The organism is Bradyrhizobium sp. HKCCYLRH2047 (genome assembly GCF_051168175.1).
Taxonomy (GTDB): Bacteria; Pseudomonadota; Alphaproteobacteria; order Rhizobiales; family Xanthobacteraceae; genus Bradyrhizobium.
Genome location: NZ_JBNPUM010000011.1, coordinates 174,526 through 194,945, shown reverse-complemented (window position 1 = coordinate 194,945; position 20,420 = coordinate 174,526). Strand labels below are relative to the sequence as shown.

The 20,420-nt window shown below is 65.8% G+C and carries 19 protein-coding genes; 8 read left to right on the top strand and 11 right to left on the bottom strand.

Features of this window, described 5'->3' with window-relative positions; translation table 11 throughout:
* Positions 1 to 87 precede the first annotated feature (87 nt).
* Genes ppsR (ACQR1D_RS25270) through ACQR1D_RS25250 form a run of 5 tightly spaced genes read left to right on the top strand, consistent with a single transcriptional unit; the run spans position 88 to position 5,205 of the window.
* Positions 88 to 1,455, top strand: coding sequence for a transcriptional regulator PpsR (ppsR, locus tag ACQR1D_RS25270; RefSeq protein WP_434894104.1), 1,368 nt, complete (start codon positions 88 to 90; stop codon positions 1,453 to 1,455).
* Positions 1,456 to 1,469: 14 nt separating this feature from the next.
* Positions 1,470 to 2,384 carry a chlorophyll synthase ChlG gene (gene chlG, locus ACQR1D_RS25265; RefSeq protein WP_434894105.1) on the top strand — a complete coding sequence of 305 codons (915 nt, stop codon included), beginning with the start codon at positions 1,470 to 1,472 and terminating at the stop codon, positions 2,382 to 2,384.
* Complete coding sequence (locus ACQR1D_RS25260; RefSeq protein ID WP_434840082.1) at positions 2,381 to 3,715, top strand: BCD family MFS transporter; 1,335 nt, start codon at positions 2,381 to 2,383, stop codon at positions 3,713 to 3,715. The genes chlG and ACQR1D_RS25260 overlap by 4 nt, the downstream gene beginning before the upstream one ends.
* Positions 3,716 to 3,718: 3 nt before the next feature.
* Entirely contained in the window at positions 3,719 to 4,930 is a 1,212-nt protein-coding gene (locus ACQR1D_RS25255) for a geranylgeranyl diphosphate reductase (RefSeq protein ID WP_434894106.1), read from the top strand.
* A gap of 11 nt (positions 4,931 to 4,941) precedes the next feature.
* The gene (locus ACQR1D_RS25250) at positions 4,942 to 5,205 is read left to right on the top strand and encodes a hypothetical protein (protein ID WP_315803452.1); all 264 of its coding nucleotides are present in this window, start codon (positions 4,942 to 4,944) and stop codon (positions 5,203 to 5,205) included.
* A gap of 269 nt (positions 5,206 to 5,474) precedes the next feature.
* Here the strand turns inward: ACQR1D_RS25250 and ACQR1D_RS25245 are convergent, their stop codons facing one another.
* Entirely contained in the window at positions 5,475 to 5,909 is a 435-nt protein-coding gene (locus ACQR1D_RS25245; protein WP_315803451.1) for a c-type cytochrome, read from the bottom strand.
* Positions 5,910 to 6,239: 330 nt separating this feature from the next.
* Here ACQR1D_RS25245 and ppsR (ACQR1D_RS25240) point away from each other — a divergent pair, with 330 nt between their 5' ends.
* From ppsR (ACQR1D_RS25240) to ACQR1D_RS25230, 3 genes are all read left to right on the top strand, one after another.
* Positions 6,240 to 7,610, top strand: coding sequence for a transcriptional regulator PpsR (ppsR, locus tag ACQR1D_RS25240; RefSeq protein ID WP_315803450.1), 1,371 nt, complete (start codon positions 6,240 to 6,242; stop codon positions 7,608 to 7,610).
* Positions 7,611 to 9,785 (top strand): GAF domain-containing protein, encoded by a 2,175-nt coding sequence (locus ACQR1D_RS25235; protein WP_434840080.1) that lies wholly within the window; start codon positions 7,611 to 7,613, stop codon positions 9,783 to 9,785.
* A gap of 267 nt (positions 9,786 to 10,052) precedes the next feature.
* Complete coding sequence (locus tag ACQR1D_RS25230) at positions 10,053 to 11,612, top strand: GmrSD restriction endonuclease domain-containing protein (RefSeq protein ID WP_434840079.1); 1,560 nt, start codon at positions 10,053 to 10,055, stop codon at positions 11,610 to 11,612.
* Positions 11,613 to 11,952: 340 nt separating this feature from the next.
* Here the strand turns inward: ACQR1D_RS25230 and ACQR1D_RS25225 are convergent, their stop codons facing one another.
* The 10 genes from ACQR1D_RS25225 to bchC all read right to left on the bottom strand — a co-directional run bounded on the left by ACQR1D_RS25225 (position 11,953) and on the right by bchC (position 20,394).
* Positions 11,953 to 12,627, bottom strand: a complete 675-nt coding sequence (locus tag ACQR1D_RS25225; RefSeq protein ID WP_434840078.1) for a heme oxygenase (biliverdin-producing) — start codon at positions 12,625 to 12,627, stop codon at positions 11,953 to 11,955.
* A 17-nt stretch (positions 12,628 to 12,644) separates the two neighbouring features.
* Positions 12,645 to 13,571 carry a photosynthetic reaction center subunit M gene (gene pufM / locus ACQR1D_RS25220; RefSeq protein ID WP_315803447.1) on the bottom strand — a complete coding sequence of 309 codons (927 nt, stop codon included), beginning with the start codon at positions 13,569 to 13,571 and terminating at the stop codon, positions 12,645 to 12,647.
* An 18-nt stretch (positions 13,572 to 13,589) separates the two neighbouring features.
* The gene (gene pufL, locus ACQR1D_RS25215; RefSeq protein ID WP_315803446.1) at positions 13,590 to 14,435 is read right to left on the bottom strand and encodes a photosynthetic reaction center subunit L; all 846 of its coding nucleotides are present in this window, start codon (positions 14,433 to 14,435) and stop codon (positions 13,590 to 13,592) included.
* 134 nt (positions 14,436 to 14,569) lie between these two features.
* Positions 14,570 to 14,758, bottom strand: coding sequence for a light-harvesting antenna LH1, alpha subunit (gene pufA, locus ACQR1D_RS25210; RefSeq protein ID WP_315803445.1), 189 nt, complete (start codon positions 14,756 to 14,758; stop codon positions 14,570 to 14,572).
* A gap of 16 nt (positions 14,759 to 14,774) precedes the next feature.
* Entirely contained in the window at positions 14,775 to 15,005 is a 231-nt protein-coding gene (gene pufB / locus ACQR1D_RS25205) for a light-harvesting antenna LH1, beta subunit (RefSeq protein ID WP_315803444.1), read from the bottom strand.
* 150 nt (positions 15,006 to 15,155) lie between these two features.
* Positions 15,156 to 15,383, bottom strand: coding sequence for a hypothetical protein (locus ACQR1D_RS25200; RefSeq protein WP_315803443.1), 228 nt, complete (start codon positions 15,381 to 15,383; stop codon positions 15,156 to 15,158).
* A gap of 29 nt (positions 15,384 to 15,412) precedes the next feature.
* Positions 15,413 to 16,864: a chlorophyllide a reductase subunit Z gene (gene bchZ / locus ACQR1D_RS25195; RefSeq protein ID WP_434840077.1), complete on the bottom strand. Its 1,452-nt coding sequence runs from the start codon at positions 16,862 to 16,864 to the stop codon at positions 15,413 to 15,415.
* Positions 16,864 to 18,414, bottom strand: a complete 1,551-nt coding sequence (gene bchY / locus ACQR1D_RS25190; RefSeq protein WP_316237529.1) for a chlorophyllide a reductase subunit Y — start codon at positions 18,412 to 18,414, stop codon at positions 16,864 to 16,866. The genes bchZ and bchY overlap by 1 nt, the downstream gene beginning before the upstream one ends.
* 31 nt (positions 18,415 to 18,445) lie before the next feature.
* Positions 18,446 to 19,456 (bottom strand): chlorophyllide a reductase iron protein subunit X, encoded by a 1,011-nt coding sequence (locus ACQR1D_RS25185; protein ID WP_315803440.1) that lies wholly within the window; start codon positions 19,454 to 19,456, stop codon positions 18,446 to 18,448.
* Positions 19,453 to 20,394, bottom strand: coding sequence for a chlorophyll synthesis pathway protein BchC (gene bchC / locus ACQR1D_RS25180; protein WP_434840076.1), 942 nt, complete (start codon positions 20,392 to 20,394; stop codon positions 19,453 to 19,455). Before bchC ends, ACQR1D_RS25185 begins: the two co-directional genes overlap by 4 nt.
* Positions 20,395 to 20,420: the final 26 nt, after the last annotated feature.

The following is a 20,420-nucleotide window of genomic DNA, read 5'->3' as shown; positions in this document are numbered from 1 at the left end:
TCCTTGACTGGGAGGACAACGGCGTTGGTGAGGGCGTTCAGAGCTCCGAAAGAGTCGCTTGGCGACCTCAATGCGGACGTTGCGGGCATGCTGGTGGCCGCAGCGTCCGACATTGCGCTCGCGCTCGACGCCGACGGCAACATTCAGGACCTGGCTTTTCAACAAGCCGGCCTGCCGCTTGAACTGAGAAACACAGACGCGTGGATCGGCCGATCCTGGCAAGCAACAGTGTCCGAGGAAAGCCAGACAAAGCCAGAGCTGCTGCTCGCCGAAGCCTCCCAGCGCAAGGTGTCGCGCTGGCGCGAGGTGCGTTATCCGGCCGCGCGCGGGCCTGACATCCCGATCCTGTTCGCGGTGGTGGCGATCAAGGGCGCGGCGCGCTTCATCGCGGTCGGCCGCGACGTGCGCGCCACCGCCGCGCTCCAGCAGAAGCTGATCGAGGCGCAAGTTGCCATCGAGCGCGACTATTCGCGCATGCGCAACGCCGAATCGCGCTACCGGATCCTGTTCCAGATCACGTCGGAGCCGGTCCTCATCGTCGATGCGGTGAGCCATCGCATCGTCGAGGCCAACCCGGCCGCGGCCGCCCTGCTCGATCACGGCGCCGTCAATCTGATCGGCAAGCTGTTTCCCGATGCGCTGCTGCTCGACGACATGGCGATGTCGCAATCCCTGTCGCTGGCGATCCGCTCGCAGGGCAAGATCGAACGCGCCAGGATCCGGCTCGACGGCGGCCGCGACTATCTGCTCGACGGCACCTTCTTCCGGCAGGACAACGCGTCGCTGTTCCTGCTGCGGTTCTCGCCGCTGGCCACGCAGCCTGCACTCCCGAAGAGCTCCGACGTCAACACCCAGCTCGTGCAGTTCGTCGAATCGGCCCCCGACGGATTCGTCATCACCGACATGGACGGCCGCCTGCTGCACGCCAACGCCACCTTCCTGCAGCTCGCGCAGATCGAGAACATGCACCAGATCCTGGGCGAGACGATCGACCGCTGGATCGGCAAGTCGGCGATCGATTTCTCGGTCATGCTGACCAATCTGCGCCAGCATGGCAGCGTGAAGCTGTTCTCCAGCGTCGTCCGCGGCGAGCACGGCTCGCCGGTCGACGTCGAGATCTCCGCCAGCACGGTCGGGGCGCCCGGCCAGGCCAGGCTCGGCTTCACCATCCGCAATGTCGGGCCGCGCATCTCCGGCGACGGCGGCGACCACGGCTACATTCCACGCTCCCGTGAGCAGCTCGCCGAGCTGATCGGCCGCGTGCCGCTCAAGGAGCTGGTGCGCGAGACCACCGACGTGATCGAGCGGATGTGCATCGAGACGGCGCTCAAGCTGACCGGCGACAACCGCGCGACCGCGGCCGAGATGCTCGGCCTCAGCCGGCAGAGCCTCTACGTCAAGCTGCGGCGCTATGGCCTTGCCGAGCCGAGCGAAGAAGACAGCCAGTTGGAATAGGTGGAACAGCTGCAATGACCGAGATCGCGCCCGTCCCGATCGCTCCAAGGATTCCTTCAAGGCTTCAGCCCTCGGCCGTTCTCGAGCTGTTGAAGCCGATCACCTGGTTTCCGCCGATCTGGGCGTTCGGCTGCGGTGTGGTGTCGTCAGGCGCGCCGCTGGCGACGCGCTGGCCGATCGTGATCGCGGGCCTCGTGCTCGCCGGGCCGATGGTGTGCGCCACCAGCCAGGCCGTCAACGACTGGTTCGACCGCCATGTCGATGCGCTCAACGAACCGGACCGCCCGATCCCGTCGGGCCGCATTCCCGGACGCTGGGGTCTCCATATCGCGCTGATCTGGACGGTGCTGTCGCTTGGCGTCGCCACCCTGCTCGGCACCTGGGGCTTTGCCGCGGCGGCGCTCGGCCTTGCGCTCGCCTGGGCCTACAGCGCGCCGCCGATCCGGCTGAAGCAGAACGGCTGGTGGGGCAACAGCGCCGTCGGCCTCTGCTATGAAGGACTGCCCTGGATCACCGCGGCGGCGATCATGAGCGCGCAGGCGCCGTCCTGGCCGGTGCTCTCGATCGCCCTGCTGTATAGCGCCGGCGCGCACGGCATCATGACCCTGAACGACTTCAAGTCGATCAATGGCGATCGCGTCAGCGGCGTCAATTCGCTGCCGGTGCTGCTCGGGCCCGAGCGCGCCGCCCGCCTCGCCTGCATCACGATGGCGCTGGCGCAGGTCGCGGTGCTCGTGCTGCTTATCGTCTGGAGCCGACCGGCCCATGCCGCGATCGTCGCAGCGCTGATCGCGGCCCAGCTGGTGCTGATGCGGCGCTTGATGACGAATCCGCGCGAGCTCGCGCCCTGGTACAACGGGACCGGCGTGCTGCTCTACGTGCTGGGCATGCTGGTTACGGCCTTCGCGCTGGCGGGGTTGCCGGCATGAGCAGCGCTGCGCTCGCTCCTCTGTCCTGGGTCGGCATCGTCAGGCTGGGCCTTGTGCAGACCGCGCTCGGCGCGGTCGTGGTGCTGACTACCTCGACCTTGAACCGCGTGATGGTGATCGAGCTCGCTCTGCCGGCCATGATCCCCGGCCTCCTGGTCGCGATCCATTACGCGATGCAGGTGCTCAGGCCCTGGCTCGGTCATGGCTCCGACGTCGGCGGGCGTCGTTTCGCCTGGATCGTCGGCGGCATGGCCGTGCTCGCCGCCGGCGGCCTGCTGGCCGCCGCCGCCACCGCGCTGATGGCAACGCATCTCGCTCTCGGGCTCGCGATCGCCGTGCTCGCCTTCATCATGATCGGCATCGGCGTCGGCGCCGCCGGCACCTCGCTGCTGGTGTTGCTCGCCAAGCGCACCGCGCCGGCGCGGCGCAGCGCCGCCGCCTCGATCGCCTGGATCATGATGATCACCGGCTTCATCGTCACGACCGCGGTGGCCGGCAAGGCGCTCGATCCGTTCTCCGGCGAGCGGCTGATGCTGGTGTCCGGCACGGTGTCGGCGATCGCCATGGTGCTGACCTTGCTGGGCGTCTGGGGGATCGAGCAGCCCGACGCGTCTCCTCACACGACCTCCGGCGCCGCGAATCGCTCCGGCTTCATGGAGGATTTCCGCGAGATCTGCCGGGAGCCGCAGGCGCGACGGTTCGCGATCTTCATCTTCGTCTCGATGCTCGCCTACAGCGCGCAGGACCTCATCCTGGAGCCGTTCGCTGGCAGCGTGTTCGGCATGACGCCGGGCCAGACCACGCAGCTCTCCTCGGTGCAGCACATGGGCGCGCTGATCGGCATGATCCTGATGCCGGCGATGGCGAGCCTGCATGCCGATTGGCGGACGCGGCCGCAGCCCTGGATCATCGGCGGCTGCCTCGCCTCGGCGCTGGCGCTGCTCAGCCTGGTCGCCGCCGCCACTGTCGGCCCGGCCTGGCCGCTACGCGCGTCCGTGCTGCTGCTCGGCATCACCAACGGCGTCTACGCCATCGCCGCGATCGGCGCGATGATGAACATGGTCAGCGAAGGCCGCGACAATCGCGAGGGCACGCGCATGGGCCTGTGGGGCGCCTCGCAGGCGATCTCGTTCGGCATCGGCGGCTTCGTCGGCACCGCGGCGGCAGACGCTGCGCGTCACCTCATGCCGTCGACCGCCTCGGCCTACGCGGCGGTGTTCGCCGCCGAAGCCGCCTTGTTCGTTCTCTCCGCCTGGCTCGCGATCTGGATCAAGCGCCCGCGCGAGCAGACGTCGCCGCTTCAGCCACAGCCGGCCAACCAGGGAGCCTGACCGATGAGCCCCTCCTCCAGCCCCGAGACCTTCGACGCGGTGATCATCGGCGGCGGACCGGCCGGCGCAACGGCCGCGAATGATCTGGCCCGTCACGGCCATCACGTGCTGCTGCTCGACCGAGCCGGCCGCATCAAGCCGTGCGGCGGCGCCATCCCGCCGCGGCTGGTCGCCGAGTTCGAGATTCCCGACCATCTGCTGGTGGCCCGAATCTCGTCCGCCCGCATGGTGTCGCCGAGCAACCGGGACGTCGACATGCCGATCGACGGCGGCTTCGTCGGCATGGTCGATCGCGAGCATTACGACGAGTGGCTGCGCGCACGCGCGGCGGAAGGCGGCGCGATCCGCCGCACCGGAACCTTCAGCCATATCGCGCGCGACGACGACGGCAGGTCGGTGGTGCACTACGTCCGGCGCATGGACGACGGCAGCGTGCGCGAGGACAGCGTGCGGACGCGCGCCGTGATCGGCGCCGACGGGGCGGTCTCGGCCGTGGCGCGCCAGTGCATCCCCGAAGCCGGCGAGATGCGCTACGTGTTCGCGTATCACGAGATCATCCGCTCGCCGGACCGCAGCCATCCGGTGTTCGATGCCGCGCGGTGCGATGTCGTCTATCGCGGCCGGCTGTCGCCGGACTTCTACAGCTGGGTGTTTCCGCACGGACCGACCACCAGCATCGGCACCGGCAGCGCGCATAAAGGCTTTTCGCTGCGGGGCTCAGTCGCCGAATTCCGCAAGGCTGCCGCGCTCGACGATCTCGACACCATCCGCCGCGAAGGCGCGCCGATCCCGCTGAAGCCGCTGTCGCGCTGGGACAATGGCCGCGACGTCGTGCTGGCCGGCGATGCGTCGGGCGTGGTGGCCCCGGCCTCCGGTGAAGGCATCTATTACGCGATGGCTGGCGGCCGCGCGGCCGCCGACGCCGTTGCCTTGTTCCTCAAGACCGGCGATGCAGCCGCCCTGGCGACGGCCCGCAGATCCTTCATGCGCAGGCATGGCGCCGTGTTCTTCATCCTCGGTCTGATGCAGCGCTACTGGTACACGAGCGATGCCCGCCGCGAGCGCTTCGTCGCGATCTGCCGTGACAAGGACGTCCAGCAGCTGACCTGGGACGCCTACATGAACAAGGAATTGGTCCGCGCCAAGCCGCTGTCGCATGTGCGCATCTTCTTCAAGAACATCGCGCACCTCACCGGGCTCGCGAGGGCGGCGTAGCGGCTCGCGCGATGGATGAGCTGTTTCACAGCCCGCATCTGGTCGACCTGATCCTAACGGTGGTCGCGGTGGAGCTTGCGGCCGTGACGTGGATCTGGCAGCGCCACCGCCGCGGCATCAGCCCGCTCGCGCTGCTGCCCAATCTGCTCGCCGGGGTGTTCCTGCTGCTGGCTGTACGTTGCGCGCTGACCGGGGCGCCGTGGTTCTGGCTCGCCGGCTGCCTCGCCGCCTCCGGCCTCGCCAACGCGGCTGATCTCAGGCAGCGGTGGCGTTGAGGCATATCGCCTCTTCAAATGACTCATGCGCTCGGCCCGCGCAAACCCAGCTGACGCAAGCCGGCTGCCAAGGGCACCCACAGCTGTCGTCCCGGCGAACGCCGGGACCCATAGCCACCGGCAACTATCGGTTTCACAGAAGGCTCAACGCGCAGCGTGCCCCAAGGGAGATCACGCGGTATGGGTCCCGGCGTTCGCCGGGACGACACGGGTGCGTGCGGAAGGTGCGCGGGCAACCGCTCAGAACCTGAGCGCGGTACCGACGCCGCTCACTTCTTCTCAGAGAACGTCTTCAGATACGCGATGACGTCCTTGCGCTGCTGCTCGTTGGCGAGCTTGAACACCATCTTGGTCGAGCCGGTCGCCTGATCCGCCTTGCCCTTGTCGGTGAGGAACTTCTTCAGGAAGGCGTTGGGATCCGGGAGGTATGCGAAGATATTGTCCTCGGTCCAGACGAGCCCCGCCTCGCCGGCATGCTTGTTCAGCTCCGAATAGGCAAAGCCCGGATAGGTCCCGGTGGGCCGGCCGACGACGCCGGTGAGTACCGGACCGACGGCGTTCTTCGCCTCCGGTCCGATCCGGTGGCACGTCATGCACTGCTTGAAGACCTGCTCGCCCTTGGCAGCGTCCCCGCCGTCCAACGCGAACGCGGCGCCCGCCGACATGGCAGTCATGACCGCTGCAACCAAACCCGATCGAAGCATATGCGACCTCCCGATGCGTCGTTTTTGTTAGCCCATGTGATTTGCTCCTTACAGGTAACAGTGTCACGTGATCTTGTCATGCCTGGTTCAGGCGAAAGTGAGCGAATAAGTCGCAGCTCGAACATGCAATAGGCGCAGGGATACCAACGAAAGAAGGATGCTCTGAAATAAGCCTTGACAGCGAGCGCCCTGCATGGGCTAACGACATTCTCAAGACTCTCAATACGTTAGCGGGATGGGGCGCAACACCTTCAAAATGCGCGCCAAATGAACTGGCCGCGATCCCCCGAGCGTCTCAAGAGGGTGCCAAAGATAACGGGTGCCAAGACCATGGCCGAGTTTCACGGTCCACGACCCGACGTGACATTGCTGCTGGACATGGACGGCGTGATCCGTGAGGCGACGCTGTCGCCGAACATGTCAGCCGAGAATGTCGACATCTGGCTCGGCCGTCCCTGGTCCGAGATCGTCGATGATGCGAGCGAGAAGATCGAGCGCATCATGCAGGACACCAAGCGGACCGGCATTTCCGCGTTCCGGCAGATCACGCAGCGGTTCCCGAGCGGTCTCGAGCTGCCGATGGAATTCACGACCGTGCTGCTCGGCGGCCGGGCCGGCATGCTGGCGATCGGCAAGAATCTGCAGGCGGTCGCGGAGCTCCAGGCCCGGCTGATCTCGGCCCAGCAGACCATCGAGCGCGACTACTGGAAGCTGCGCGAGATCGAGACGCGCTACCGCCTGGTCATCGAGGACTCCAACGAGGCTGTGCTGCTGACGAAGGTGTCAGATCTGCGCATCGTCGAAGCGAATCGGACGGCGGCGGCCGCGCTCGGCGTTTCAAGCCGTCGCCGGGACAATCTGGTGGGCCGCGAGTTCCTGCAGGAGATCCCGCAAAAGGATCGCGAGCCGGTAGAGCTGATGCTGAGGCGCGTCCGCGACCAGGGCAAGGCGCCGGGCATCGTGATTCACCTCGGCCACGACACCGCACCCTGGATGCTCCGGGGGTCGCTGATGACCAGCGAGACCGCGCCGATGTTCCTGCTGCAGATGGCGCCGATCGGCAAGGCCGCGCAGCCGGGCCCGCTCCCCGACGATCCCGAAGCGCTGATCGACAATCTTCCCGATGCCGTCATCAGCATCGATGGCACCGGTGCCATCAAGCGGGCCAATCGGGCCTTCCTGGAGCTGGTCGAGGTCGGATCGAAAGAGGCGCTGATCGATGAGAAGCTGAGCCGGTGGCTGACGCGCCCCGGCGCCGACCTTTCGGTGCTGATCTCCAACGTCGAGCGCCATGGAGCCGTCCGGCTGCTGTCGACCACGATCCAGGGCGAGCTCGGGACCGAGACCGAGGTCGAGATCTCGGCTGCCGCCCATGGCCTCGACGGCCAGCGCCGGATCGGCCTGGTGTTGCGCAACATCGCCAGGCGGTTGTCGCCCGCGGCGGAGCATGACAATCTGCGGGTCGCCCTCGCGGGCCTCAATGAATCCGTCGGCAAGACACCGTTGCGCGACCTGGTGAGGAGCACGGTCGAAGTCGTCGAGCAGCATTACGTCCGCGCTGCGCTCGAGCTCGCCAACGGGAACCGGACGTCGGCTGCCGAAATTCTCGGCCTCAGCCGCCAGAGTCTTTACGCCAAGCTCGATCGGTATAATCTGAGCCAACTCGAAGAAAGCGACGAGGAAACCGAAAAGGGGAGATAGTTGCCCGTTCCGCTGACAACGCCGGCCTTCGGCCACGCTACTCTTGCGGATTGCGAGCGTGAACAGATTCATCTCGCAGGCTCGATCCAGCCGCACGGCATTCTCCTGGCGGTCAAGGAGCCCGACAACATCGTCATCCAGGCCAGCACCAATGCGGCCGTCTTCCTCAACACCGGCTCCGTGGTCGGCCGTCCCTTGCGCGATCTTGGCGGCGACCTGGCCCTGCAGATCCTGCCGCATCTCAACAGCCCCCTCCATCTGGCTCCGATGACCCTGCGATGCACCGCCGGGGCGCCGCCGCGCCGGGTCGACTGCACGCTTCACCGACCCTCGAATGGCGGGCTGATCGTCGAGCTGGAGCCGGCGACGAAGACGACCAACATCGCGCCTGCGCTCGACAGCGCCTTCCACCGCATCACCTCGGCCTCATCGTTGCTCGGCCTGTGCGACGAGACGGCGAACATCTTCAGGGAGATCGCCGGCTACGACCGCGTCATGGTCTATCGCTTCGACGAGGACGGCCATGGCGAGGTCTTGTCGGAGCGGCGGCGGCCGGATCTGGAGGCCTTTCTCGGCAACCGCTATCCGGCATCCGACATTCCGCAGATCGCGCGCCGGCTCTACGAGCGCAACCGCGTGCGCCTCCTGGTCGACGTCAACTACACGCCAGTGCCGCTGCAGCCGCGCATCTCGCCGCTCAACGGCCGCGACCTCGACATGTCCCTGAGCTGCCTGCGCAGCATGTCGCCGATCCACCAGAAATACCTGCAGAACATGGGCGTCGGCGCGACGCTGGTGTGCTCGCTGATAGTCAGCGGAAGGCTGTGGGGACTGATCGCCTGCCATCACTATGAGCCGCGCTTCGTGCCGTTCGACATTCGCGCGGCAGGCGAGGCGCTGGCCGAGACCTGCGCGATCCGGATCGCGGCGCTGGAGAGCTTTGCCCAAAGCCAGTCCGAGCTGGTCGTGCGCCGGCTGGAGCAGCGGCTGGTCGAAGCGGTGTCGCGCGACGGCGAATGGCAGGCGGCGCTGTTCGACGGCTCGCAGTCGCTGCTGCAGCCGCTTGGTGCGAGCGGCGCGGCGCTGCTGTTCGAGGGCCAGGTCACGACCGCCGGCGACGTCCCGTCGACGCAGCGCATCCGCGATCTCGCCGCCTGGCTCGATCGCCGGCGCAACACGCCGGGAGCAGCCCCCGAGGGCTTGACGGCGACCAGCTCGCTGACGCTCGACGAACCGTCCTTTGCCGACATCCGCTCGATCGCCAGCGGCCTGATCGCCGCACCGCTGTCGGCGAGCGAGGGCGAGTATCTGTTGTGGTTCCGGCCGGAGCAGGTGCGGACGGTGACCTGGGGCGGCGACCCGCTCAAGGCCGTCATCATCGGCGACGATCCGTCGGATCTGTCGCCGCGGCGCTCGTTTGCGAAATGGCATCAGCTGGTCGAAGGCAAGTCCGAGCCCTGGTCGAGCGCCGAGCTCGCCTCCGCCCGCGTCGTCAGCGAGACGGTCGCCGACGTGGCGCTGCAGCTGCGTTCGGTGCGCATGGTGATCGCGCAGGACCAGCTCGCCACGATCAGCGCCCAGGTGCTGCGCTCGGAGCAGCCGGTCATCATCGCCGATGTCGAGGGCCGCATCCTGCTGATGAACGAAGCATTCGAGCAGCAGCTGCGCGCCTCGCATCCGCACATCCCGTATCTGCGCGATCTCGGCAGCTACTGCACGGCGCCGGCGGAATTCCGCGCCAATCTCGACGACCTCATGCGCAACAAGCGCAGCTGGCGCGGCGAGCTGACGCTGACCGGCGGCGCCTCGCCGCAACGGCCGTTGATGGTGCGCGCCGACCCGGTGATCGCGCCGTATGATCGCGTGCTCGGCTTCGTGCTGATCTTCTCGGACTTGACCGAGCGCAAGACCGCCGAGGCGGCCCGGGCGCGCTTCCAGGAAGAGATCGACGGCGCCCGCCGCCCGACCCTGCGGCTCGATCAGAGTGCAAGCCTGATCTACAAGGAGCTCGCCGCGTCCACCGTCGAGAACGCGCAGCTCGCCGCGCTGGAGGTGACGCACGGCGCGCAGGCCGGCAGCATGCCGGAGATGCTGGAGAGCATCCGCAATTCGACGACGCGGACGCTGGAGATCCTGGAGCACCTGGTGTGGTATCGCTCGCAGAGCGAGGAGTGAGACCTCGTATTTCGCCTCTGAGCAAGATCTGCAACAAGCCCGACAAATTTTTCTGTTCACGTTCAATCAACAACCCTTCCTTGCGCGGCTACATCGGATATCCTTTGGCGATCAAATCCGAGCCGGGGAGGTGAGGGCAGCGGTCAATGCCGCTCCATCCGAGAGCGGCGAGCGGTCTCATTTATTTCCACGGCGTCAGCGCCTTGCGGAAAAGCAAACGGCCTTGGCGCACGCCGGTCATCGCGACGCAGAGCCTTGAGGACGAAAATGCTGGAACCCCAATTGAAGCCCGACACGATCAAGGTGAATCAGCTTGTGGATGCATATCGGAGCGGTCGGATTGTTATTCCTGAGTTCCAGCGCGAGTATGTTTGGAAGCGGGGCCGTGCACCGTTCTTGATCGATTCGCTGTATCGCGGCTTCCCGATCTCGTCGCTCCTCTTGTGGCAAAGCACGGAGGAGGTACGTGCCAGGCGCAGCGACCCCCGACCAACGCGTGGGACACACATGAGCTGGCTGATTGACGGCCAGCAGCGCGTGATCACACTGTCGCGCGTAATGAATGGAGACGAAGGCATTGACGTCGTCTTCAACCCGGATGAGGACGAGTTCATTCTCGCGAATGCCGCTACGCGCAACGACCGAAACTGGTTTCGTGTAGCAGAACTGCTAGACAATCAGCGCTACCGCGAGATCCGCCGAGGGATGAACGGCGGTCGGATAGCGGATAGACGGGAGGCGAGCTTCGAAAAAGTCCGACTTATCCTGGAATATGAGGTGCCGCTTGTCAGTATGGTAAACCACAGCTTTGACGATGCCGTGCTCGCATTCAATCGGATCAATACTCTCGGCGTGAAGCTCAGAAAGCACGACATCGAAAGTGCTCAGATTGCGGCAAGGCACTCTGGCTTTATCGCCGAGGAGGTAGCGCCATTCATTGATCGCCTGAAAAAACAGGGTTTCACGCGCCTCAGCGTGATGCATCTGTTTCGAGCGTGTGCGTTTGTTGCCAAACCTGATGGACGAAACCGAACTCCCTTACATGAGCTCGAACGCAACGAAGTTCATGCGGCATGGAAGCGGACGGAGCGAGCGACCGAGCTCGCCATAAGTCTCATTCGCAGCGAACTCGGTCTCGTCAACATGGATATCCTTTGGTCCGGTGCTCTGCTGGTTCCCTTGATTGCTTTGTGCGCTATTATGAAGCCGAAGACACGTGATGCTCGCGCCCTGATTGGATGGCTCGCAGTCGCTGCCCTCTTGCATCGGTACAGCGGCTCCGCTGAATCTGCGCTAGATCAGGATCTCCGGGCCTGCCGCGCCGAAGATCCGGTCGGCGCGCTGCTTAAGAATTTACGGCAGCTACGACCATCGCTCGTTGCGCACCCAAACGACTTTTCTGGAGCGATCAATGATCGAAGCGGACTTCTGGCTGTGTACATAGCGTGCATGCAATGCGGCATCTTGGATTTCTATACGGGCGCGAAGGTGCTGTTGCACGATGACATAGACCGTCATCACATTCTTCCCCGTGCTCAATTCCCTGAGAAACACCGCTCCGATGCCGACGTCATTGCGAACATCGCCTTCATCAACGGTGACGTAAATAAGTCGATCGGCCAAGCAGGTCCCGAAGTTTATTTAAAGCGGCTGAAGCGTGACGTTTTGGACAGCCAATGCGTTCCTACCGATGCTTCGCTTTGGGCTATAGATCATGCTACAGAGTTCTGGGCGGAACGGCGACGACTCCTTTCCCAAGCATTCAACGAGTTCGTCCGGAGCGCGCTGCCCCAGCGTCGCGTGGCGAAAGTGCGGAATAAATCATAACTCCACTTACGGCGTTCTCATTGGTAGGTTTCGTATATGGCCCCGACGCAAACGCCATTCGGGGCCAAGAAGAAATGACGCAGGTAAAGAGGAAATTGGAGTGCGCCCTCCTCGGCGAGGGTCTGCCGCTTCGAGATGCTGGCCTCCGTGGCTTCTTCGATCAGCTCGGAAAGACGTCTTGTAGTTCTGGATCCGGGGAGCGACCACTTCCCTGGTGCTGAATCAATCAGACCGCTCGCAATCACGCGGGGGCGTAATTCGAGGAAGTGCTGATCCGGCGTGATGTTGCCGAGCCCGCGCGGGCCTGCAGGACCCATGAAGAGAGCACGGCGCCTCAATTTCAAGCTCCGAAGCCGACGGCCTGCAGAGCCTCCGACAGCGCGATGTTCCGCGTAAACGCCAGGGCCGCCTCTTCGACGATGGCACTATGGTCCGATATCGCGGCGCCCGCCTGTTCTAGTGCGGCGCGATATTCATCCTTGAAGTGCGCAATGTCGGTGATGTCCGGAAACTCATAGAACGACAACATCTGGGCACCCAGATCCAGCGATCGCGCAAGAATGCGCTTGATGATCTGGCCGCCGCTGAGATCACCGAGATAGCGCGTATAAGCGTGCCCCAGTAGCGCGTGCCCCGCTCCCGATCCCGCTTCGCCGATCGTACCGGCATAGGCGATGGCCTCGGGCAGCAGCGGCAGATCGCCGGCATCAAGCTGTGCCAGATCGGCCTTGATCGCAGCACTGCGATGCAGCTCCAGCCGCACGATGCGACCCATCACTGGCGTCCCCTGATGGCGGAGCAGCTCCGCTTCGAGCGTCTCGTAGACCGGCAGCAGATTGCGCAACAACAACGCGTAGGCCTGTCGCGTGCCGCGCCCCCGCAACAGCTCGGCCACGATGCCGGTCCGCTCCGCGGTGACGTGGAGCGTCTTGGTCCGCTCCCGCATCGCTTGCAAAAGACTGGCCGGACGCGTGCTGCGCCCGGCCATATCGATCTGTTCAACTCTGTCCAACATCTCTCGACCTGCAGGACTCAGCGCGGCGGCGCCAGCCCGTGTTTCACGCCCCAGTCGAACCAATTGTCGACGACCGTGCCCGACAGTAGGATACCGATGCCCCCGGTCAAGGTGCAAAGCACGGCGAACCACCAGGCCCAGCGATGGATCGACTCGGCCGTCGCATTGAAGCCCATGGTCCAGCGCCAGAACAGCGCACCACGTTCGAAGGCCGTGCCGCGGTCGACGATCTGCTCGAGCTCACGCTCGCCGCCGTAGCGGCTGATCGCCAGCACCGTCGCGCCATGCATCGCGAACAGCAGCGCCGACCCGTACAGGAAGGCGATCGAGAGCATGTGGAACGGATTGTAGAACAGGTTGCCGTGGGTGATGGAGAAGTTGTTGGTCCAGTCGAGGTGCGGGAAGATGCCGAACGGCACCGCCTCGCTCCAGCTCCCCATGAAGATCGGCCGGATGAAGCCGAGCACCAGATAGAGCCAGATTGCCGACGCGAACGCCCACGACACATGCGTGCCGAGACCGAGCGCGCGGGCGCGGCGATAGGTGCGCGCCCACCACAGCAGGATCGACGTCGTCAGGAAGAAGCCGGCCATCAGCCACCAGCCGCCCTCCTGCAGCGGCGGGAAGATCTGCAGGCCGTATTCCGGCGCCGGCGGCTGCAGGGCCAGCCACGGGAACTGGCGGATGAACTCGAGCGGGCTCCAGTTCACCGATGCCAGCATGTTGAGACCGATGATCTCGATCGCAACGAAGCCCGACATCAGCGACGCGAGGCCGAGAAAGCCGAGATAGACCGGGCCGACCTGGGCATCGCCGAGCTTGCCGAACCAATAGTTGAAGCTGCCCTTGCCGATCCGCTCCCAGACGCCGGGCTCGATCGGGATACCCGGATAGATCGCACTACGAACTTGGATCTGCGTGAAGATGTTCTGGTATTGGGCCATGACGACCTCTCCTTGAACTCATTGCGGCGGCGACCAGATCGGGACGTGGCGCCACCAGTCCCACCAGTCCGACCAGGCATTGCCTTCCGGCATCAGCCAGGCGGGACCGGAGATGACGATGCAGACGGCGCTGAAGAACACCGCCGACAGCGCCAGGAACAGACCGAGGCGATGGATGCCGAGCGTGCCGATGGAGTAGCCGAGGAGATCGCGGAACATGGTGTTTTCATGCTCCGGCGACTTCATCTCCTGGCCCTTGCCCGGGTTGGCGGCCGACAGGATCAGCGAGCCGTGCAGCGCGAGCGCGAGACACGTCGTGAAGAAGAACGTGATCGCGATCATGTGCGCAGGATTGTAGTGGAAGTTGCCGAACTGATAGCCGGTGTTCGACACCCAATCGAGGTGGGTGATGATGCCGTAGGGGAAGGCGTAGCTCCATGAGCCCATCAGCACCGGCCGGATCACCTCCAGCGTGAAATAGGCGAAGATCGCAAAGCCGAAGGCGAAAGGCACGTGATAGCCGATCGCGAGCTTGCGGCAGATCTCGACCTCGCGCAGCGCCCATGAGACGAAGGCGCCGAGCGCACACACCGTGATGAGCTGCCAGAAGCCGCCCTCGGTGAGCGGCGCGAACGACAGCCCGTATTTGGCATCGGGCGGGTTGATGCTGATCTGCCAGAGATTCCACGTCGGTCCGAGCGCCGTGGCGTAGAGGATCAGCGCCACGCCGACGAAGGTGAAGAAGATCGTCGTCACGCCGAAGAAGCCGACGTAGAACGGTCCGACCCAGAAATCGAAGAGGTCGCCGCCGATCAACGTGCCGCCGCGGACGCGGTATTTTCGTTCAAAGCTGAGCATTGCCATCGGTCCTGCCTCCGCTGCCCGTCGCGCGATATGCTACGTGTCGTGTCGTGAATTCGTTGGACGAGAGGATTTGGGAAGCGGGCGAACGGGGTCTGCCGCCGTCGCCCGTCCGCTTCCCTCTGGTCGTCGAGCTGCTAGCTGAGCTTCACCGGCGTTGCCGGATCGGAGATCGACGACGTCTTCGCTGCACGCGGCCCCTCCAGCCAGTTGAACCGGTTGGTGCTGAGCAGGATGAAGTGAATCACCAATGCCAGTCCGAACAGGAACACGCCGAGAGCCACGAGAACCCTGCGGGGATCGAACAACAACCACAAGCGCCACATAGTTTTCTCCTTTCGATCAGGTCAGGTAGGAGAGCGCGAGAGTGGCGTAGTGGGCTGCCCCATCCATCGCCGCCTTGTAGCCAGTCGGCCCGGGCAGCCAGGGACGCCACATCCAGGCGAGAATGTGGGCGACGATCGCAACCGCCGTGAAGACCACAAAGCTCGTCATGAAGATGCTATGGAATTCCCTCGCCTCCGCTTCGGTCAGCCCCGACAGAGAGCCTCCCTTGTTTGGTACGTCCACCATAGTGGTACCTCCTGGTGTTGGCCTTTCGGCCGGATGCCGCCCACCGAGATGAGCGGCGTCGAAGTGTCATCCCGTCGCCGGGATGACATCCGTGCGGCGAGCCGCACGAACTCCTTGCGAACCCAGAGAGCGCACTGACCGCTCTCGAACTTAAAGTCCCATGAAGGACGAGGTCGCGCAGTTCGCGGCCTTGATCCTTGCTTCACCGACGATCGCGCCGAGCGGCGCGGGCCGGTGGCCGGTGATGATGGAGCCGATCCGGCGCAGCACGCCCTCGACCATCAGCACGGCGAAGCACATCGCGTAGACCAGGAGATAGTCGATGCGCTCGCGCGATCTCGGTGCGACGTCACGATCCATGCGTTCGTATAACGACATCGTCCTCTCCCTCTCCGCTATCCCCGCGCCTACGCGGCCTGGCCCGTTGCGAGCTGCGACCGCGCATGCGCGAGAACGTCCTCCGTCACCTTGTCGAGTCCGGCCTGGCGCGCACCGCGCTCGGCGGCGTCGCGCAGCCGCTTGGCCGCCGAGATCCGCACCAGCACCGGCTGGGTCTCGATGATCTGGTCGAGCGCGAGCTTGGCCCCGTCATCCCATGGCAGCTCACGCTCGAGCCGCGCCGGCGTCGCCGCGATCTGGTCGAGCTGGGTTGCGAGCGGCAGGATATTGAACAGCGCATCGAACAGCGCGTTGCAGACCTCCTGCACGACGTAGGTCGCCCCCGCATAGCCCATGAACGGCGTGCCGGTGTGGCGCCGGATCACCGTGCCTGGGAACGAGGCCGGGATGTAGATCGACCGGTTGCCGGCTTCCGCCGCATACATGCGTTCGTTATAGCTGCCGAACAGCACCAGCGGCGGCCGCTCGTGGATGGCCTTGCGGATGGCGTCATTATCGGTCTTGGCGCCGGCACAGCGCGAGATGGCAAAGCTGCAGGGCAGCCCGAGCTCCATCTCCAGGAAATTGCGCAGGCCGCGTGCGTAGGTCTCAGAGGCGACGATGCCGAAGCTCGCGGTGCCGAAGAAGTCCTGCGTCACCGAGCGCCACAGATCCCACAGCGGCTTGATCGTCGTATGCTTCTCCCGGGTGATGAACGGCTCGGGATCGAGGCCGAGCATCTCGCCCAGCGAGCGCAGGAATTTCGTCGTCGAATGCAGCCCGATCGGCGCCTGCAGATAAGGCCGCTCCAGCGTCTCGCACAGCAGGCGACCGAACTCGCGGTACATGCAGATGTTGACGTCGGCATTGACCAGCTTCGGCACGTCGGCGAGATGGCTGCCGAGCGGGAACACCATGTTGATCTCGGCGCCGATGCCTTCGACCAGGCGGCGGATCTCGGCGACATCCGACGGCATGTTGAAGGTGCCGTAGATCGGCCCGATGATGTTGACCCTGGGCTTCTCGCCGTCGGCGCGCGGCTTGCGCTCAGGAATCCGGCGTGGGCCGTATTCGCTCCACAGCCAGCTCAACGCGCGGTTGGCGCTCTGCCACTGGTCCTCGTCGATGGTGCGCGGCAGGAAGCGCTTGATGTTGGAGCCTTCGGGCGTGACGCCACCGCCAATCATCTCGGCGATCGAGCCGGTGACGACCACCGCCGGCAGGTCGGGATCGAGCGCGGCGCGGGCGCGCTTCATCGCCTGCTCGGTGCCCTTCTGGCCGAGCTCGTCCTCGCCTAACCCCGTCACGACGATCGGCAGCTCATGCGGCGGCAGGCCGTCGGTGTAGTGCAGCACCGAGGTCACCGGCAGGTTCTCGCAGCCCACGGGGCCGTCGATGATGACCTGCAGGCCCTTGATCGCGGTGAACGCGTAGACCGCCCCCCAATAGCCGCCGGCGCGATCGTGGTCGAGGATCAGCATCACACCATCTCCTCGGACTTGCGCGCCTTGGCCTGCGCCGCGACCGCCTTGCGGTACTTGTCGCGGAAGTCGGGACGCGCGACAGGGGTGCCCTGCCACACGCCCGCGGTGTCGCCCTCACCGACGCCTTCGAAGAAGTCGCGCATCTCGTCGAAGCGGGCCTTGCCTGAGATCGCCGCGTTGACGACCTGCGCCAGCGAGCCGGCGCCGGAGACGCCGAACAGCGGCCGCGCCGAAATGAGATTGGTGAAGTAGAGCGACGGGATCGCGCGCGCCTTGGCCTTCTGCACGACCGGCGTGGTGCCGATCGCAAGATCCGGCGCGAACTCATCGACCGCCGTGAGATCCTGCTCCAGCGAGGCGCGGTACTGCACGCGCACGCCGCGGCTCTCGAGCCAGGCACAGTCGGCCTCCGACCAGCGCGTGCGCGGACAGGCCGTGCCGACATAGCGCAGGTCGGCGCCGCTCTCGACCAGCAGACGCCCGACCAGCAGCTCCGATCCCTCATAGCCCGACAGCGTGATCCGGCCGCGGATCGGAGTCGCCGTAAGCGCGCCGCGGATCGCCGGCAGCACCGCGTTCTTGGCCGCATCGATCTGCGCGCGCCCGACGCCGCAGACCGCGCCAACGGCCTCCAGCCACTCCGCCGTGCCATCCCAGCCGACCGGCGCCGAGCCGATGATCGGGCGGCCCGCCGCCTCGAACTCACGGATCGAGGCCGTGTAGAACGGATGGATCGCCGCCACGGCCGCGCAGTCCAACGCGCCATACAGCTCGCGCCATTCGCGCGTCGGCACCGCGGGACCCGCGGCGAGACCAAGCGGCGCCAGCATCATGCCGATGCCGACGGGATCGGCCGGAAACATCTCACCTAGCAGCGCGATGGTCGGCCGATCGCCGCGCGGCACGCGTGGCGCCTGCACCGGACCCTGCTCCGCCTCGCGGCGCGCGTAGCTCAGCATCGCGCCGGCGAGCACGTCCTTGGCCTCGGCATGGGTCGGCACGCCAAACCCGGGCACGTCGATGCCGATGACGCGGACGCCGTTGATCTCCTTCGGGAGAATCTGCAGCGGCACGCCCGACGCGGTGGGCACGCAGAGATTGATGATGACGACGCAGTCGTAGTTGGCGGGGTCCGCCAGCTTGAACACGGCCTCGCGGATGTCCTCGAACAGCTTGCCGGTGACCAGCGTCTCGGAATTGAACGGGACGTAGCCGACGCTGCGCCGCGCGCCGTAGAAGTGCGATGTGAAGGTGAGGCCATAAACGCAGCAGGCCGAGCCCGACAGCACCGTCGCGGTGCGCCGCATGCGCAGGCCCACGCGCAGCGAGCCGAACGCCGGGCACATGCTCTGCGGCTGGTCGTGCGGCCCGGCCGGATAGTCGGCCGCGTAGCGCGCCAGCACCTCGCTCTTGCCGGCGGCATCGGCCGCACGCTTGAACTCGGCCTTGCCGGCGTGGCAGCCGAGCGCCTCGGGCTGCGCCGGCAGAAGAGCTGCCGCTGCGCCGCTCTGCGCGCTGATTGCCTGATGGACCACAGGATCGCTCATTGCATTACATTCCGCTCGCCGACCGATCCCATCACACGCTGTCGTAGATCACTTCGAGCGACGGCTTGGCCACCGCGGTGCTGCCGCACATGTCCTCGAGCGTCGCCTGCTCCAGCACCACGTCGCGCCCGACCTCCGAGGCCTTGAACAGCCCGAGAAGACCGTCATGCGTCAGCGGATGCGGATGCCGCGGCGGCGCCTCGGCGACGTTCTGGGCGAGGTGCTCAAACAGCGCCGCCCAGGGCGTGCCGGGGCGGCCGATGATCTGATAGCTCGCGCTCTTGCGGCGGATGTCGTCGTCGGCCGGGATCGAGGCCAGCACCGGAATGCCGGCGGCTTCCGCGAACGCCGCAGCCTCGCCGGTGCCGTCGTCCTTGTTGATGACGATGCCGGCGACGCCGACATTGCCACCGAGCTTGCGGAAATACTCGACCGCCGAGCAGACATTGTTGGCGACGTAGAGCGACTGCAGGTCGTTGGAGCCGACGATGATCACCTTCTGGCACATGTCGCGCGCGATCGGCAGGCCGAAGCCGCCGCAGACGACGTCGCCGAGGAAGTCCAGCAGCACATAGTCGAAGCCCCAATCGTGGAAGCCGAGCTTCTCGATCAGCTCGAAGCCATGGATGATGCCGCGTCCGCCGCAGCCGCGGCCGACCTCGGGCCCGCCAAGCTCCATCGCGAACACGCCGTCGCGCTTGAAGCAGACGTCGCCGATCTTGACCTCCTCGCCGGCGAGCTTCTTCTTCGACGAGGTCTCGAGGATGGTCGGGCAGGCCCGGCCGCCGAACAGCAGCGAGGTGGTGTCGCTCTTCGGATCGCAGCCGATCAGCAGCACCTTCTTGCCCTGCTGCGCCATCATGTAGGACAGGTTGGCGAGCGTGAAGCTCTTGCCGATGCCGCCCTTGCCGTAGATCGCGATGATCTGCGTGGCCTTCTTCGGCGCAGCCGTCACCGGCGCATCCGGCTCGATCGCGGCCTCGGCACGCAAGGCATCCGTCATCGCGGCAAGATTGGCGGTGATCTTGGTCGGGGCGTTCATGCGGCAGCTCTCCAGTCCAGGACCATCTTGAGACATGAGGGATCGTCGAACGCGGTCTGGTAGGCACTCTCCGCGGACAAGGCGTCGGCGTGGTGCGTGATCAGCCCGTCCAGCGACAGCCGACCGGTGTCGATGAGATTGCGCACCGCGAGCAGATCCTCGTGCGTCCATTCGGCGGCGACGCGGATCGCCGCCTCGCGCATGAAGGCCGGCGGGTAGGAGAAGGAGAGCGGCGCGCTGTAGAAGCCGGCGAGGATGATCTCGCCACGTGGCGCCAGGCGAGCAATGAGGCTGTCGAGCAGCCCGGCATCGCCGCTGGCATCGAAGATCAGCCGATAGTCGGGTCTGCTGTCCTCTGAGGGATCGATGACGCGATAGCCCGTCGCACCAACGGCGCGCTCCGGATTGCTTTCCCACACCACGGGCGGATCGCCGCCCATCGCCACGATCAGCCGCGCCAGCAGACGGCCGAGCACGCCATGGCCGACGACGCATTCGGCCTGGCCGTCACCACCGATCGACAATGCATGATAGGCGGTGGCCGCCAGTGCCAGCAGCACGCCGCGCTGGCCCGTCGTCTCATCGATCGCAACAAGGCGCTGTGCGGGAACGTTGAGACGCGAGGCGGCGGCGCCAAACAGGCTCCTGACCTCGCCGAAGCAGCGCGCCGCGCCCGGCACGAACACGCGCTCGCCCTTGCGAAAACCGGAGTTTGGCGCGGCGCGCGCGACGCGGCCCACCGCCTCGTAGCCCGGTACGAGCGGATAGCCCATGCCCGGGAAGGACGGCATCCGTCCCTCGTACAGCAGCCGCTCGGTGCCGGTGCTGATCGCGCTCCATTCGATGTCGACGGTCAGGCAGTCCGGGGCATCCGCCAGCTGCAGCTGTTGCAGCGACAACTCCCTCGGCCTCCCCAGTACGACGGCGATCGCGTCCATAGCCCAACTCCCCGGCGACGCCCGCT